Below are 15334 nucleotides of genomic sequence, written 5' to 3'. Positions count from 1 at the left end.
AACGGAAAAAGGAGTGAGACCTGTCGTGAGTAGCGACCCTGGAAGTCGAAGATACTATAACGAAGCGGCGCGTCTCACAGGGGTGGAGTGTATTCAGCCACGGTGACGCGCCGGGAAAGGCGTGATGACCATTGTTAAGCATCCACAAGACCATTGACGGAAAAATGACCAAGCTGGACAAGGTGGAGGACGGCTGCTGGGTGAACCTGACCTACCCCACCGAGGACGAGATGAATACCGTGACCGCCCTGCTGGGCATCGACCCGGGCTTTCTCCGGGCCGCCCTGGACGAGGAGGAGACCTCCCGGATTGATACCGAGGACGGCCAGACCCTCATCATCATCGACCTGCCCTCCGTGGAGCAGGGCGAGGCGGTGGTGTATTCCACTCTGCCCCTGGGCATCATCGTGGCGGAGAAGTGCATCATCACGGTCTGCCTGAAGGAGTCCTCCATCATCCGGGACTTTCAGGACGGGCTGGTGAAAAACGCCGAGACCCAGAAGAAAACCAGCTTTATCCTCTATCTGCTGCTGTGGGTGGCCAAGCGCTTCCTTCAGTACCTGAAGCAGATTGACAAGATCTATAACTACATGGAGCGGCAGCTCTATAAATCCCAGCGGAACAAGGAGCTCATCCAGCTTCTGGACCTGGAAAAATCCCTGGTCTATTTCAATACGTCGCTGAAGGCCAACGAGGTCACGCTGGAGAAGATCCTCCGGGGGCGCATCATCACCCTCTACGAGGAGGACCACGACCTGCTGGAGGACGTGCTGATCGAGGTGCGGCAGGCCATCGAGATGGCCAACATCTACTCCTCCATCATCTCCGGCATGATGGACGCATTTGCGTCGGTGATTTCCAACAATCTGAATGTCATCATGAAAGTGCTGACCTCTCTGACCATCCTGCTGACTCTGCCCAACATCATTTTCGGCTTTTACGGCATGAACGTGGCCAACCTGCCTTTGGACCAGTTCTGGTGGTTCCCACTGGTGGTGGCGGTCGTGGCCATCGTGGTGGTCGGCATCGTGCTGAAGATCAAAGACCTGTTCTGAAGAAAAACAGACGGCGCACCGCATAGCGGTGCGCCGTTTTCCATATGCTCAGTGCCGGCCCGCGCCTGCGGGCTCCTGGGTCGGACAGCCGTTCTGGTGCCCATGGCGGTGTTCATGGTGGTGCTTGTCGTCCAGGCCAGGGATGAAAAGGAATTTGCGGACCACGAACAATAGGGCGATGGTGCCTACGGTGATGAGATTGGACACCGGCGTGCCGTGATCCACCACCAGTCCGCGGGCCAGGGCGAAGAGGAGCACCTCCACCACCGAGCCCACGCTGTGGCGGCAGAGCATTTTCAAAAACTCGATGCCGATGACCACGTTGAAGGCGGTGCCCAGGAAGTCGTGGAGCCCCACGGCGGGGTCGTTGACCATCAGATCCAGCTCCACAAGGACGGTGTAGAAGGACAGGATGATGGCCAGGGCGACAATGATGCTGACGATGATCTCCAGGATCTGCGCGATGCGGTAGACGATGTCGGGGAGCGATTCTCTCAGGCGGCAGAGGGCGTTCATATGGGGTCCTCCCTGTCTGTTCAGAATTTGGCCGCCGCGGCCAGAAAGCCGTCCACGTCCTCGGCCGTGGTGGCAAAGCAGGTGACGAAACGGATGACGGTGGTGTCGGGCGTGGGGCCGGGGCACCAATCCTCATAGGCGCAGAGCTGGTCCAGCGCGGATTTGCGCGTGTTAGGAATGACGGGGAAGATCTGGTTGGTGGGGGAGTCCACCATCAAGGTCCAGCCCAGGGCCTTCAGGCCGGTCTGGAGCCGGGCGGCCATGGCGTTGGCGTGGCGGGCCATCTCGAAATAGAGGCCGTCCTGCAGCAGAGCCTCAAACTGGACGCCCAGCAGCCAGCCCTTGGCCAGCACTGCGCCCAGCCGCTTTTTGATGCGGAAGAAGTCGGGCTGGAGAGCGGGATTGGCGATAACCAGCGCCTCGCCCATGAGAGCGCCGTTCTTGGTGCCGCCGATGTAGAAGGCGTCGGTGAGCTCGGCCAGGTCGGGCAGGGTCAGGTCGCTGGCCGGAGAGGCCAGGGCGGAGCCCAGCCGGGCGCCGTCCAGGAAGAGAAGCAGGTCGTGTTCCCGGCAGAATTGGGACAGGGCGGTGAGCTCCGCCTTGGTGTATACCATGCCGCTCTCGGTGGCGTCGGCGATTTCCACCAGCCGGGGCTTGACCAGGTGGGGGTCCTTGTGCCGCTCCAGGATAGGGGCGATCTGCTCTGGCGTAATCTTGCCGTCCGGTCCGGTGGGGACGGGGAGGATCTTGTGGCCGGTGGCCTCCACCGCGCCCACCTCATGGCCGTTGATGTGGGAGGAGTCGGCGGCGATGACCCCCTCCCAGGGCCGCAAGAAGGCGGCGATGGCGGTGAAGTTGGTCTGGGTACCTCCGATGAGGAATTGCACGTCGGCCTGGGGGCAGTTGCACAGGCCGCGGATCAGGTCGGCGCAGCGCTTGCAGTAGCCGTCCTCTCCGTAGCCCGTGTTGCCCTCCATGCTGGTCTCTGCCAGGGCGGTGAGTACCTTGGGATGCGCCCCGAAGGAGTAGTCGTTGCGAAAGAGATACTTCATATCCGATTCCCTTCTGTCTGTTGATTGAACTGAAAGGCCGACGGCGGAGCCATGGCCCCGCCGCCGGTCGTACTCAGAATTTGAAAGAGTCCTTTAGGCTGACCGAGCGGTTGAAGACCAGGTGTCCGGGCCGGGAGTCCTTGTTGTCCACGCAGAAGTAGCCCTGGCGCAGGAACTGGAAGGAGGCGGGAGCGGCGGCGTCTTTCAGGCCGGCCTCCACCTTGGCGCCGGAGAGCACCTCCAGAGAGCCGGGATTCAGGCAGTCCAGGAAGTTTTTGTCCCCGCCGTCGGGGTCGGCGTCGGAAAATAGGTTGTCGTAAAGCCGCACCTCGGCGTCCAGTGCGGTGGCGGCGTCCACCCAGTGGATGGTGGCCCCCTTCACCTTGCGGCCGTCGGCGGGGTCTCCGCCGCGGCTGTCGGGGTCGTACTCGCACAGGACCTCGACGATGTTGCCTGCCTCGTCCTTGACGCAGCCGGTGCAATGGACCAGATAGGCCCCCTTCAGGCGGCACTCGGGGCCGCCGGGATAGAGACGCTTATATTTGGGTACCGGGGTCTCCAGAAAGTCCTCCGCCTCGATATACAGGTGGCGGGAGAAAGTGACGGCCCGGGTGCCATCCTCGGGGCGGCTGGGGTTGTTTTCCACCTGGAAGGTCTCGCTGTGCCCCTCGGGGTAGTTGGTGACGGTGAGCCGGATGGGCCGCAGCACCGCCATCACCCGCTGGGCGGTCTCGTTCAGATCCTCCCGCAGGCAGTGCTCCAAAAAGGCGAACTCCACGGTGGAGGCGGCCTTGCTCACGCCGTTGCGCTCGGAGAAGTTCCGGATGGACCGGGGGGTATAGCCCCGACGGCGCAGACCGCACAGGGTGGGCATCCGGGGGTCGTCCCAGCCGGAGACCTTGCCCTCCTCCACGAGCTGGCGCAGCTTGCGCTTGGACATGACGGTGTAGTTGATGCCCAGCCGGGCAAACTCGATCTGCCGGGGCTTGGAGGGCACCGGGCAGTTGGCGATAACCCAGTCGTAGAGGGGCCGGTGATCCTCGAACTCCAGGGAGCACAGGGAGTGGGTGATGCCCTCCAGGGCGTCCTCAATGGGGTGGGCGAAGTCGTACATGGGGTAGATGCACCACTTGTTCCCCTGCCGGTGGTGGTGCATGTGGTTGATGCGGTAGAGGACCGGGTCCCGCATGTTGAAGTTGCCGGAGGCCAGGTCGATCTTGGCCCGCAGGGTGTACCTGCCGTTGGGGAACTCCCCGGCCTTCATCCGGGCGAACAGGTCCAGGGACTCCTCCACGCTCCGGTCCCGCCAGGGGGAGGTGGCGGGGGTGCCCACGTCGCCCCGGTGGGTCTTGAATTCCTCGGGAGTCAGCTCGCAGACGTAGGCCAGGCCCTTCTTGATGAGTTCTACGGCGTAGGCATACATCTGGTCAAAGTAATCGGAGGCAAAATAGAACCGGTCGCCCCAGTCATAGCCCAGCCAGTGGATGTCCTCCTGGATGGCCTCCACATATTCCACGTCCTCCTTGGTAGGGTTGGTGTCGTCCATGCGGAGATTGCACAGTCCGTGATACTTCTCGGCGGTGCCGAAATCCACGAAAATGGCCTTGGCGTGGCCGATGTGGAGGTAGCCGTTGGGCTCGGGCGGAAACCGGGTGTGGACGGTCATACCTTGGAACTGACCACCCTGGGCGATATCCTCGTCGATGAAGTCATGGATGAAGTTCTGGGTCATGGTGGGGTTCCGTTCTTCTGGCATGTCGTTTCACTCCTTCGTAATTGCTTCATAGCCTTCCTATTTTAACCTCTGCCATAGGAAAATGCAATGCTTTCTTCGAAAGAGTGAGGTTTTTCGCTCGTCAGCTCACCACATGGATGGGCCGGCCCTCCAGATAGCTCCGGATGTTCCCGGCCAGCAGAGCCACCAGGCGCTGACGGGTCTCCAGACCCTTCCAGCCCATGTGGGGGGTCAGGATGACATTATCCATGTCATAGAGGGGATTGTCGGCGGCGGGAGGCTCGGTCTCCTGCACGTCCAGGCCGGCTCCGGCGATGACGCCGTTTTGCAGGGCGGCGATGAGGGCGGGCTCATCCACCAGAGCGCCCCGGGAGGTGTTGATGAGGCAGGCGGTGGGCTTCATTTTGGCCAGGGTATCGGCGTTGATGAGGTGGCGGGTCTGGTCGCTGAGGGGGCAGTGGAGGGAGACGAAATCGCTGCGGGAGAGCAGCTCGTCCAGCCCCACATAGCACACTCCGTCGTCCTTGGGGGTGCGGCTGTAGGCCAGGACCTCCATGTCCAGGGCCCGGGCCACCCGGATGACCTCCTTGCCGATGTGGCCCGCGCCGATGACGCCCAGGGTCTTGCCGTTGACCTCTGCATGGGGGCACTGGAGGTGGCCGGTGAAGTTGCTCCGATCTCCCCTGGAGAGCATGTCGAGCTGCCGGCGCATGGACGAGGCCAGGTTGAGCAGCAGCATGACGGCGGTGTGGGCCACCCGCTGGGTGGAATAGGCCGGGATGTTGCACACGGTGATGCCCCTGGCCCGGGCGGCGGCCAGGTCGATGTTGTTGTAGCCAGTGCCCGCCTCGCACAGCAGATAGACGGAGTCGGGGAATCGGGCGAGGAGCTCCGCCCCCACGGGCATCTCCTTGGTCACCACGATGCCGCAGCCCGCCACCCGCTCCAGCACCTGGTCCTGGGCCGTGTCGTCGTAGACCGTCACCGCATCGGAGAGGATGGAAAAGTCCAGCTTGCCGTCATAGTTCATCTTGGCTCCGTTGAGCACGACTGTCCTGGTATTCATGAAATTGTACACTCCCTTCCCGATTTGTACTACCAATTTTGGCCAATACTACTATAACAGAAGCCGGACCGGAAAGCAATGCGAAATCCCTTGACCGGAGAAGAAACCCGCCGTAGAATAAAGGGGCGGAGATCAAAACACAGGCCGGTTGGTAGTCCGGCCGCGGCGCAGGGGGACCGTCCCGCCCGCCGCGCCGTCAGTAACCTTCCCTCCCAGGGTCGTCCGTTCTCCGTGAGTTTCTGTTATGGGAGGACAACTGCATATGGAACAGGCGCAAGCGCGGGTGACCGTCTTTTTTGAGGACCCCTTCTGGGTCTGCGTTCTGGAGCGGGAGGAGAACGGCCGGCTGTCGGCCTGCAAGCTGACTCTGGGCGGAGAGCCCACCGACGGCCAGATGTACGAGCTCCTGCTGTCCTGCTGGCGGGGGCTGGTGTTCAGCCCGGCCGTGGCGGCCCGGATGCGGACCGACGGGGGAAACCCCAAACGGCGGCAGCGGACGGCGGCCTCCGCCCTGGAAAACCGGGGCGTGGGCACCAAGGCCCAGCAGGCCCTCCGGCTCCAGCGGGAGCAGGGCGGCCGGGAGCGAAAGGCGGCGCGGCGCGCCAGGGACGAGGCGGAGGAGAAGCGGAAGTTCCAGCTCCGCCAGGAGAAGAAAAAGCAGAAGCACAGGGGCCGCTGACCGCGGCCCCTGTGCGTACAAGGAGCAGTGAACATGACACAGCGTGTATTTCTGGATTTTCTGCACATACTGGAACGGCTCAAGTGCAATACCCGCCACTCCTGGACCTCCACCGGGCGGCACGAGACGGTGGCGGCCCACACCTGGCGGCTGGCGGTGATGGCCCTGCTGCTGCGGGACGAGCTGCCCGGGGTGGATATGGACAAGGTGCTGCGTATGTGCCTTATCCACGACTTTGGAGAGGCAGTCACCGGGGACATTCCCTCCTTTGAAAAGACCGGCGCCGACGAAGCGGCCGAGACCGAGGCCGTGGCCGGGATGCTCGCGCCGCTGCCGGAGCCGCTCCGGGGAGAGCTGACCGCCCTCTTTGCCGAGATGGATGCGTTCGAGACTCCCGAATCCAGGGTCTATAAGGCCCTGGACAAGCTGGAGGCCGTGCTCCAGCACAACGAGGCCCCCCTGGATACCTGGACGCCGCTGGAGCGCCAGCTTCAACTGGACTATGGCGCCGAAAACGCCGCCGAATTTCCCTGGCTGCGGGCTCTGCGGGATGCGCTGCGCCAGGATACGCTGGAAAAGCTGGGAAAGTAGCCCGAAGCCCTCCGGAAAAGTCCCGGGACCTTTCCGGAGGTCCCCGGCGTCCCAAAATTTTTTTGCAAAGAGTATTGACAAAACTGAATATTAGAATATAATAATATTAGAACAAGGGAAGGGAGCGTGGGGCATGGAAGAGAGCCGGGAATTGTACGAAGCGAAAAGCGAACTGCTCAAGGCACTGGCCCATCCTCTGCGGCTGCAGATCGTTCGGGGCCTGCTGGTGGGGGGATGCCACAACGTCCGCTGCATGGAGGCGGGCACGGGGCAGTCCCAGTCCACCATCTCCCAGCATCTGATGCGCCTGAAGGCGGCGGGGGTGGTCCGGTGCGAGCGGTCGGGCAACGAGATGTACTACGAGGTGTCCGACCCGGATGCCGCCAACCTGGTGGCGGCCCTGTTCGGCGATGAAAGGGAGGACTATAATTGTACGACATTGCCGTCATCGGAGGCGGCCCGGCAGGGCTGAGCGCCGCCGTCAACGCCAGGGCGCGGAACAAATCCGTGCTGGTGGTCACCAATGATTACCGGGAGAGCCCTCTGTATAAGGCGGAGTGGGTGGACAACTACCTGGGGATGCCGGGCCGGACGGGCCCGGAGCTGCTGGAGGCCTACCACAGCCACGCCGAGGCCATGGGGACGGTGTTCCGGGCCGGACGGGCCTTGAATATCATGCCGATGGAAGGCACAAACTATATCGGCATCGGCAGCGACATGGAGGAGGCCCGGGCGGTGATTCTAGCCACCGGGGTCTCCCGCGGCCGGAAATATCCCGGCGAGGCGGAATTTCTGGGACGGGGGGTGAGCTACTGCGCCACCTGCGACGGAATGCTCTACCGAAACCGCCCGGTGGCGGTGGTGGGCCTGGCCCCCGACGCGCCGGAAGAGGCCAATTTCCTCCACGGCCTGGGTTGTCGTGTGACCTACGTATCCCCGCGGCCCCCGGCGGGGCTGGACCCCGCCATCCCCTATGTAAAGGCCGCCCGGATGGAGATCACCGGCGGCAGCGCCGTCGCCGCCCTGCAAGCCGACGGACGGGAGATTCCCTGCGACGGGGTGTTCCTTCTGCGCCACGCCGTGGCGCCCACCGATCTGCTGCCCGGCCTGACCCTGGAGGGGGGGTATGTGGCGGTGGACCGGGATATGCAGACCAACTTGCCGGGCATTTTCGCCTGCGGCGACTGTACGGGGGAGCCCCTCCAACTGTCCAAGGCGGCGGGGGAAGGGCTGGTGGCCGGCCAAAAGGCCGCCGAATATGTGGACGCACTTCACACCGACAAAACCAATTCCAATTAACGAAGAAAAGGAGAAAAAATTATGTCTGTCTTACATCTCAACGAGTCTGAATTCGACGCCAAGATTACCTCCGCCCCTCTGGCCATGGTGGACTTCTGGGCCACCTGGTGCGGCCCCTGCAAGATGCTGGCCCCCGTCATCGAGGATCTGGGCGGCAAGTACAACGGCAAGGCCGTGGTGGCCAAGGTGGATGTGGACCAGAACCAGGGTCTGGCCGCCCGCTATGGAGTCATGAGCATCCCCACCGTGGTCTTTTTTAAGGACGGTAAGGAGATTGGCCGCAAGGTAGGCGTCATGCCCGCCGGGGCCTACACCCAGGTGCTGGACGCCAACCTGTAAGGAGGACAAAACACATCCGCCCGGAGCTGCACAGGCAGCTCCGGGCGGATGTTCGTCTCTCAGTGCTCTTTGGCGCCCAGCATGGCCACCACCTCGGCCCGGGTGCAGTGGTAGTCGCCGTCCCAGGCCCGGCGATAGGAGCCGGTGAAGGGGTCGCCGCCCAGATAGACGGGAAGCTGGTCCCGCTCTGCCGGTGGGACCTCCACGACCACCACCGAGCCATAGTCGGTGCCCGCCACCCAGATCTGGTCACGGCGGAGGATATTGGCGCTGACCACCTTGGGGTCACTGAGCATGGACCAGAGCTCGTCGGCCATCTCGTGGGGCTCCAGCAGCCCATGGACCCGAAGAGAGTGGTCGGGCAGCTCCTCCACGCCCAGCAGGATGACCCCGCCGTAACTGTTGGCAAAGGCGGAGTAGGTCTCCCAGAGACTGTGGGGCAGCCCGCCGGTGGCCAGCTTGGCCTCCAGGCGGTTGTTTTCCCGGTATTGCTCCATGTGGTTCAGGTCCAGCATCGCGTCTGCCTCCTGCCTGCAGCGGCCCAGGCGCGGCGCGGGCCTGGGCCATTCTGACCTCATCTTAACCCGAATGGGGCGGGCTTGTCAATGGGTCCGGGGGGAGGCGTGAACCGGCGGCGATCTGTTCGGCCACCCGGATGCCGTCCACGGCCGCGCTGACGATGCCGCCGGCCCAGCCGCCGCCCTCGCCGCAGGGGTAAAGGCCCCGGAGGGGGGATTGGAGGTCCTCGCCCCGGAGGATGCGCACCGGGGAGGAGGAGCGGGTCTCCACCCCGGTGAGGAGGGCGCTGGGGGCGTCGAAGCCCCGGAGCTTTTTCCCCAGCAGGGGGAGCGCACCCCGGAGGGTATCGGTGACGAAGCCGGGCAGGCAGCGGGACAGGTCCGCCGGGACGACCCCAGGGCGGTAGGTGGGATTAACGGAAGGGGAGAGGGTGGGAGCCGTCCCTGCCAGGAATGAGCCCACACATGCGGCGGGGGCGTAGAACCCGCCGCCGCCCAGGGCGAAGGCCCGTTCCTCCCAAACTGCCTGAAACTCCATGCCCGCCAGCGGATGGGGGCTGCCGAAGTCGGCCGGGGCCACCCCCACCAGCAGCCCGCCGTTGCTGTTTTCCCCGTCCCGGGCCCGTCCGCTCATGCCGTTGGTCACCAGCCGTCCGGGTTCGGAGGCGGCGGCCACCACCTCGCCGCCGGGGCAGACGCAGAAGGTGAAGGCCGAGCGGCCGTTGGGCAGGTGGCAGGCCAGCTTGTAGTCCGCCGGGGGCAGCTTTTCCCAGGCGGGGCCGAACTGGGCCAGACTGACGTCGGATTGCCGGTGCTCGATGCGCACGCCGATGGCAAAGGGCTTCTGCTCCATGGGGACCCCGGCCTCGAAGAGCATCCGGAAGGTGTCCCGGGCGGAGTGGCCGGGGGCCAGCACCAGGGCGTCGGCCTCCAGGTCGTAGGGCCCCCCGGGGGCGGCCACGGTGAGACCGGTCAGCCGGCCGTCCTTTTGCCGCAGGCCGGTGAGCCGGTGCTCGAACCGGACGTCGCAGCCCCGGGCCAGCAGCTCGGCCCGGATGCGCTTCACCACCTGGCGGAGCACGTCGGTGCCGATGTGGGGCTTGTGGGACCAGAGGATGTCCTCCGGCGCGCCGTGCTCCACCAGGGCCTCCAGCACGGCGGAGATGCGGCCGTCGTGGGTGCCCGTGGTCAGCTTGCCGTCGGAAAAGGTGCCTGCGCCACCCTCCCCGAATTGGACGTTGGAGAGCGGGTCCAGCACCCCGGAGGACCAGAAGGCGGCTACATCGGCGGCGCGCTGTTCCACCGGGCGGCCCCGCTCCAATACGATGGGGGCCAGCCCCGCCCGGGCCAGGAACAGGGCGGCGAACAGGCCCGCCGGGCCCATGCCCACCACCACTGGAGGCAGGGGGGAGGTCCGGGCGGCGGCGGGAAAGACATAGGGCTGCCGCTGAAACAGGGCGATGTTTTTGCGGTTGGCACGGCGCACCAGGTCCTCCTCGTGGTCGGCAGACAGCTCCACGGTGCAGACGTAGTGGACGTCGGTTTTTTTCCGGGCGTCGATGGACTGGCGGGTCAGGGTCAGGTCCCGGACCAGAGCCGGGCGGAGTCCCAGCAGCCGGGCAGCCTTGCGTCGGAGCTGCTCCAGGTCCCCGTCCACGGGGAGGGGAAGATTGCTGATTCGTATCATGTTATCACCTGAGAGGTAGTATACCAGAAAAATGGGCGGGGGAACAGTCCGTCCGGATAAAAAAGGAGTGGGAGCCGCCTTGCGGCGGCTCCCGTGCCTTTGGATTACTTTTTCTCCTTTGGAGGAAGCAGGTTGACGTGGTCCTCCAGCAGCATCTGCGAGGCCTTATCATAGGACGAGGCGTCCTCGTAGCGGTCGAGCAGCGCGCTCTCCTCCAGGTCGGAGTAGTCGTTTTTGCTGCCCCGGTAGACGAGCTTCAGAAGAATGGGCGTGATGACGGTGGTGGCGATGACGACCAGTACCACCGGGCCGAAGAAGTCCTCCTTCATCAGTCCCGAGGAGATGCCTTTGTTTGCCACGATCAGAGCCACCTCGCCCCGGGAAATCATGCCGACGCCCACCTGGAGGGAATCCTTGGTGGAGTATCCGCACAGCCGGGCGCCCAGGCCGCAGCCCACCACCTTGCTCACCAGGGCCACCAGGACCAGAAGTAGGGCGAAGAGGACGATGGAAGCGCTCATCTCGGGCAGCGCCACCTTCAAGCCGATGCTGGCGAAGAAGACAGGGGAGAGCAGCATACAGGACAGCGTGTCGAAGCGGTCCTGTAGATAGGTGACTCTGGGCGTGTTAGCAAAGATGATCCCCATAATGTAGGCCCCGGTGATATCGGCCACGCCGAAATAGACCTCGGACAGATAGGCATAGAGGAGGCACAAGGCAAAAGCCACGATCAGGAACCGGCGTTTGTCGCGGTTCCAGCGGGAGAACCAGAGACTGATCAGACGGTGGAGCACAAAGCCCACCAGAACGCTCAGGGCAAAAAAGAGCGCGATTTTCAGAAGCACCAGGCCCAGGCCGCCCCCTTTGCCGGACAGGGAGGTGACAATGGTGAGGGCCACGATGCCCAGCACGTCGTCAATCAGGGCCGCGCCCAGGATGGCATTGCCCGAACGGGTGGAGAGCTTGCCCAGTTCCTTCAGGGTTTCGACCGTGATGCTGACCGAGGTAGCGGTCAGGACCACGCCGATGAACAGATTCTGAAGGAACTCACCGCGATTAAAGAGTGCGGCCGCGGCAAACCCCATCACCAAGGGGAGGAGAACGCCGATGAGGGCAATGATAAAGGCGGCTTTTCCAGCACGCTTCAGGCCGTCCAGGTCGGTTTCCATCCCGGCGGTGAACATCAGAGTGATCACGCCCAGCTCCGCCACCTCGTCGAGGAAGGCGGTGTCGGGAATGAGGCCAAAGCAGGCGGGGCCAAGGAGAAGACCGGCGATCAGGGCGCCTACCACCTGCGGTAGGGACACCCGTTTGGTGAGGATGCCCAGCAGCTTTGTGCACAGGAGGATGGCCGAAAGCTGGACCAGGAACAGATAGGAATCCATGCGATTACCCCCTTTGTTGAGGGACTCATTCTAGACCATTCCCGAATGGAATGCAAGGGCAAAAACGCCGAAAAGTTTTGCCTTGGCGGCAGAACGAGATGGGTCTCCAGGCCGCGGCAGCGGCCTGGAGACCCATTAGATATAGATTCAGTTGAAATTCCCGGCCGCTGCGACCCGGACGGAGCAGGCATGACGGGCTGTTTAGTAGCTGACGCCCTGCCAGATCATAGCGTCGGCATGGCCCCAAGCGCATAGGCACTTTGGGGACCCGGTCTGACCTGCTCGGGCGAAATGAATTCGCCCTGCGCCAAGGTCCTGCTGTGCAGGACGCTTGACGGCGCTGCGCGCCGCCCCATCCGCGATGGGGCCCCGGTCGCCGACGGGCTGTTTAGTAGCTGACGCCCTGCCAGATCATGGCGTCGGCATGGCCCAAAGCGCATAGGCACTTTGGGGACCCGGTCTGACCTGCTCGGGCGAAATGAATTCGCCCTGCGCCAAGGTCCTGCTGTGCAGGACGCTTGACGGCGCTGCGCGCCGCCCCATCCGCGATGGGGCCCCGGTCACCGACAGGCTGTTTAGTAGCTGACACCCTGCCAGATCATGGCGTCGGCGACCTTCATGAAGCCGGCGATATTGGCGCCGGCCACCAGGTTGCCGGGCATGCCGTATTCCTCGGCGGCCTTGGCGGCGTTGTGGTAGATGTTAGTCATAATGCCGTGGAGCTTCTGGTCCACTTCCTCGAAGGACCAGGACAGACGCATGGAATTCTGACTCATCTCCAGACCGGAGGTGGCCACGCCGCCGGCGTTGGCCGCCTTGGCGGGCCCAAACAGCACGTCGTTGATCTGGAAGATCTCAATGGCCTCGGGGGTGGAGGGCATATTGGCGCCCTCGGCCACGGCAAAACAGCCGTTCTTCACAAGCTGCTGGGCGGCTACGCCGTCCAGCTCGTTCTGCGTGGCGCAGGGCAGAGCGATGTCACAGGGTACGCTCCAGATGCCGGAGCAGCCCTCCACGTACTGGGCGGTGGGCACATAGTCCAGATAGGTCTTGATACGGTCCCGCTTGACCTCCTTGATCTCCTGCATGACCTTATAGTCGATGCCGTTCTGGTCCACAATATAACCGTTGGAATCGCTCATGGCGATGACCTTGGCGCCCAACTGGGTGGCCTTCTGGTTGGCGTAGATGGCCACGTTGCCGGAGCCGGAGATCACCACGCTCTGGCCCTGGAAGGACTTTCCGTTGGCCTTGAGCATCTCCTCGGTGAAGTAGCACAGGCCGTAGCCGGTGGCCTCGGTCCGGGCCAGGGAGCCGCCGTAGCTGATGCCCTTGCCGGTGAGGACGCCGTTGAACTCGTTGCGGATGCGCTTATACTGGCCGAACAGATAGCCGATCTCCCGGGCGCCCACGCCGATGTCGCCGGCAGGCACGTCGGTGTCGGGGCCGATGTGGCGCTGGAGCTCGGTCATGAAGGACTGGCAGAAACGCATGACCTCGTTGCTGCTCTTGCCCTTGGGGTCGAAGTCGGAGCCGCCCTTGCCGCCGCCCATGGGCAGGCCGGTGAGGCTGTTCTTGAAGATCTGCTCAAAGCCCAGGAACTTGATGACGCTCAGGTTGACGCTGGGATGGAAGCGCAGGCCGCCCTTGGAAGGGCCGATGGCCGTGGAAAACTGGACGCGATAGCCACGGTTCACCTGCACGTTGCCCTTGTCGTCCACCCACGAGATGCGGAAGAGCAGGCTGCGCTCCGGCTCCACGATGCGCTGGATGACGCCGGACTTGACCAGCTCGGGGCGCTGCTCCACCACAGGCTGGAGGGACTCCAGCACCTCCCGGACGGCCTGGAGGAATTCTTTCTGATCCGGGTCCTTGCGGACTACGTCCGCGTACACTTCCTGCAGATAGCTGTTGGTAAATGTCATCTTGCCAAACCCCTTTGCCTGGCGGCGCGTTTCCGTGGACACGCCCACCTTAAAATATAAAATCCTGTGCGCTGCTGCACTGGGTGCGGCCGATTCCGCCCCCCACGGAAAATTGTTGGGGGTATTATACGCCTATCTGGGTAAAAATGCAACAAAAAAATGGAAACTTGCAGAATTTTTCTCATATGGCGGAAGAATGCCGCATCCGATGCAGCAAAGGAAGATGCATAGTTCATTTGACGGGCAAAATGGCGGGATTTGTCGTCCACTCGCGGCCGCCGGGAGCCGCTGTGGGCAGGCACAGGCCGTAGAGGTCGGTGCAGCGGTCCTCCAGCTCGAAAAGCCGCCGGGCGGCGGGGGAGAGGGTGCGGACGTGGGCGGGCTTGGTGAGGATGGGCAGCCGGGCATGTTTCCACATCTCCCGCAGCACCGCCCGGCCGCGGTCGTTGAAGCCCAGCACCCGCAGATAGGGGACATGCTCCGGGCGGTCGGCGGCGGTGAGGCCCAGAAAGGCCCAGAGCACCAGCCGCCGGACCCGGGCGTGGGTGTACCGGCGGGTCTTGGTCAGGGCGTAGACCTCCTCCAGGGTGGTGGCGGCCTTTCCGGCCGCCAGCAGCCGGGCGGCCAGGCCGTCGCCGCTGTCGGGCAGAGCCTCGGCCTGTTCCAGAGTCATGGAGCGGAGTCGGGCCAGGATGGCCCGCTCACAGCGGACCAGGTCGGCGGTCTCCCAGGTCCAGGGGCCGGTGAGATAGGGGGCGGCGGCATCGGGGTACCCGGCGCGGAGCCGGCCCCGCAGCCAGCTTGCCGAGGCAAAGCCCGCCGCCGGAGCTTGATCGTGGCCCGCCCCGGTCCGGGGGATGGCGACGGCCTCCATGGAGCCGGGCAGGGCCCGCAGGTATTCCACCGCCAGGTTGTTGTTGGGGGCGGAGAGAACGTCGGCCGCCGGGCCGATGAGGGCGCGGACGGCCTCCTGCCGGGCGGCGGGGAAGGGGAGCCCCTGGTCGAGGGCGCGGCGCAGGGCGGAGGGGTAGGCTTGGGAGTCCAGACAGACGGCGGCGGCCCGAAGCTCCTCCAGCGAGCCGGACTCGCTGCCGAACGAGAGATGGCTCACCACTCCGGCGGCGGAGAGGACCTCCACCGCACCCCGGGCGAAGCGCTCCGCGGAGGAGATCGCCCAGGGGGTGGGCAGCTCCAGCACCAGGTCGGCGCCGCCCTTTAGGGCCACGGCCGCCCGGGTCCACTTGTCAGCGATGGCGCAGTCGGCCCGCTGGACCCAGTTTCCGCTCATGGCGCAGACCACGGCGGCGTCCTCACCCAGCAGCCGGCGGGTCTCAGCAATCTGCCGGGCATGGCCGGAATGGAAGGGATTGTATTCAGCAATAATGCCGGAGATGTTCATGTCAGCCCCCAAAAGTGTAGATTTTTTTGAATTTCATCGAAAAAGTGGGTTGTTCTTTCCAGCGGAATGGTCTAGAATATACTTGCAA

15 protein-coding genes are annotated in these 15334 nt (G+C 64.1%); 6 read left to right on the top strand and 9 right to left on the bottom strand.

What is annotated here, in order from left to right; all coding sequences use genetic code 11:
• The first annotated feature begins 131 nt into the window (after nucleotides 1-131).
• Nucleotides 132-1055: a magnesium transporter CorA family protein gene (locus BN2154_RS11225; RefSeq protein ID WP_238074124.1), complete on the top strand. Its 924-nt coding sequence runs from the start codon at nucleotides 132-134 to the stop codon at nucleotides 1053-1055.
• A 48-nt stretch (nucleotides 1056-1103) separates the two neighbouring features.
• Here BN2154_RS11225 and BN2154_RS11220 read toward each other — a convergent pair whose 3' ends face one another.
• The 4 genes from BN2154_RS11220 to BN2154_RS11205 all read right to left on the bottom strand — a co-directional run bounded on the left by BN2154_RS11220 (nucleotide 1104) and on the right by BN2154_RS11205 (nucleotide 5424).
• A complete protein-coding gene (locus tag BN2154_RS11220; RefSeq protein ID WP_050618859.1) occupies nucleotides 1104-1571 on the bottom strand; it encodes a hypothetical protein in 468 nt (155 codons plus the stop codon).
• A gap of 20 nt (nucleotides 1572-1591) precedes the next feature.
• The gene (locus BN2154_RS11215; RefSeq protein ID WP_050618858.1) at nucleotides 1592-2623 is read right to left on the bottom strand and encodes a threonine aldolase family protein; all 1032 of its coding nucleotides are present in this window, start codon (nucleotides 2621-2623) and stop codon (nucleotides 1592-1594) included.
• 73 nt (nucleotides 2624-2696) lie between these two features.
• Nucleotides 2697-4379, bottom strand: a complete 1683-nt coding sequence (locus BN2154_RS11210; protein WP_050618857.1) for a glutamine--tRNA ligase/YqeY domain fusion protein — start codon at nucleotides 4377-4379, stop codon at nucleotides 2697-2699.
• A 100-nt stretch (nucleotides 4380-4479) separates the two neighbouring features.
• Complete coding sequence (locus BN2154_RS11205; RefSeq protein ID WP_050618856.1) at nucleotides 4480-5424, bottom strand: 2-hydroxyacid dehydrogenase; 945 nt, start codon at nucleotides 5422-5424, stop codon at nucleotides 4480-4482.
• Nucleotides 5425-5686: 262 nt separating this feature from the next.
• Here BN2154_RS11205 and BN2154_RS11200 point away from each other — a divergent pair, with 262 nt between their 5' ends.
• The 5 genes from BN2154_RS11200 (at nucleotide 5687) to trxA (ending at nucleotide 8332) form a co-directional block, all read left to right on the top strand.
• Complete coding sequence (locus BN2154_RS11200; protein WP_050618855.1) at nucleotides 5687-6103, top strand: YjdF family protein; 417 nt, start codon at nucleotides 5687-5689, stop codon at nucleotides 6101-6103.
• Between the two features lie 33 nt (nucleotides 6104-6136).
• Nucleotides 6137-6694 (top strand): HD domain-containing protein, encoded by a 558-nt coding sequence (locus tag BN2154_RS11195; protein WP_050618854.1) that lies wholly within the window; start codon nucleotides 6137-6139, stop codon nucleotides 6692-6694.
• A 133-nt stretch (nucleotides 6695-6827) separates the two neighbouring features.
• Nucleotides 6828-7166: an ArsR/SmtB family transcription factor gene (locus BN2154_RS11190; protein WP_050618853.1), complete on the top strand. Its 339-nt coding sequence runs from the start codon at nucleotides 6828-6830 to the stop codon at nucleotides 7164-7166.
• Nucleotides 7124-7993, top strand: coding sequence for an NAD(P)/FAD-dependent oxidoreductase (locus tag BN2154_RS11185; protein WP_050618852.1), 870 nt, complete (start codon nucleotides 7124-7126; stop codon nucleotides 7991-7993). Before BN2154_RS11190 ends, BN2154_RS11185 begins: the two co-directional genes overlap by 43 nt.
• Nucleotides 7994-8014: 21 nt before the next feature.
• Entirely contained in the window at nucleotides 8015-8332 is a 318-nt protein-coding gene (gene trxA / locus BN2154_RS11180; RefSeq protein WP_050618851.1) for a thioredoxin, read from the top strand.
• A 59-nt stretch (nucleotides 8333-8391) separates the two neighbouring features.
• On the opposite strand, the gene BN2154_RS11175 is transcribed toward trxA, so the two are convergent.
• The 5 genes from BN2154_RS11175 to BN2154_RS11155 all read right to left on the bottom strand — a co-directional run bounded on the left by BN2154_RS11175 (nucleotide 8392) and on the right by BN2154_RS11155 (nucleotide 15246).
• The gene (locus BN2154_RS11175) at nucleotides 8392-8847 is read right to left on the bottom strand and encodes an AlbA family DNA-binding domain-containing protein (RefSeq protein ID WP_050618850.1); all 456 of its coding nucleotides are present in this window, start codon (nucleotides 8845-8847) and stop codon (nucleotides 8392-8394) included.
• Nucleotides 8848-8911: 64 nt separating this feature from the next.
• Nucleotides 8912-10537 (bottom strand): NAD(P)/FAD-dependent oxidoreductase, encoded by a 1626-nt coding sequence (locus BN2154_RS11170; RefSeq protein ID WP_050618849.1) that lies wholly within the window; start codon nucleotides 10535-10537, stop codon nucleotides 8912-8914.
• A gap of 104 nt (nucleotides 10538-10641) precedes the next feature.
• Nucleotides 10642-11922 carry a cation:proton antiporter gene (locus BN2154_RS11165; RefSeq protein WP_050618848.1) on the bottom strand — a complete coding sequence of 427 codons (1281 nt, stop codon included), beginning with the start codon at nucleotides 11920-11922 and terminating at the stop codon, nucleotides 10642-10644.
• A gap of 575 nt (nucleotides 11923-12497) precedes the next feature.
• Complete coding sequence (gene gdhA, locus BN2154_RS11160) at nucleotides 12498-13847, bottom strand: NADP-specific glutamate dehydrogenase (protein WP_050618847.1); 1350 nt, start codon at nucleotides 13845-13847, stop codon at nucleotides 12498-12500.
• 232 nt (nucleotides 13848-14079) lie between these two features.
• Nucleotides 14080-15246, bottom strand: coding sequence for a tRNA(Met) cytidine acetate ligase (locus BN2154_RS11155; protein WP_050618846.1), 1167 nt, complete (start codon nucleotides 15244-15246; stop codon nucleotides 14080-14082).
• Between the last annotated feature and the right edge of the window lie 88 nt (nucleotides 15247-15334).

The sequence above is a fragment of the Intestinimonas massiliensis (ex Afouda et al. 2020) genome, assembly GCF_001244995.1.
Classification (GTDB): domain Bacteria; phylum Bacillota; class Clostridia; order Oscillospirales; family Oscillospiraceae; genus Intestinimonas; species Intestinimonas massiliensis.
This window is presented reverse-complemented; position numbering and strand designations above follow the sequence as displayed.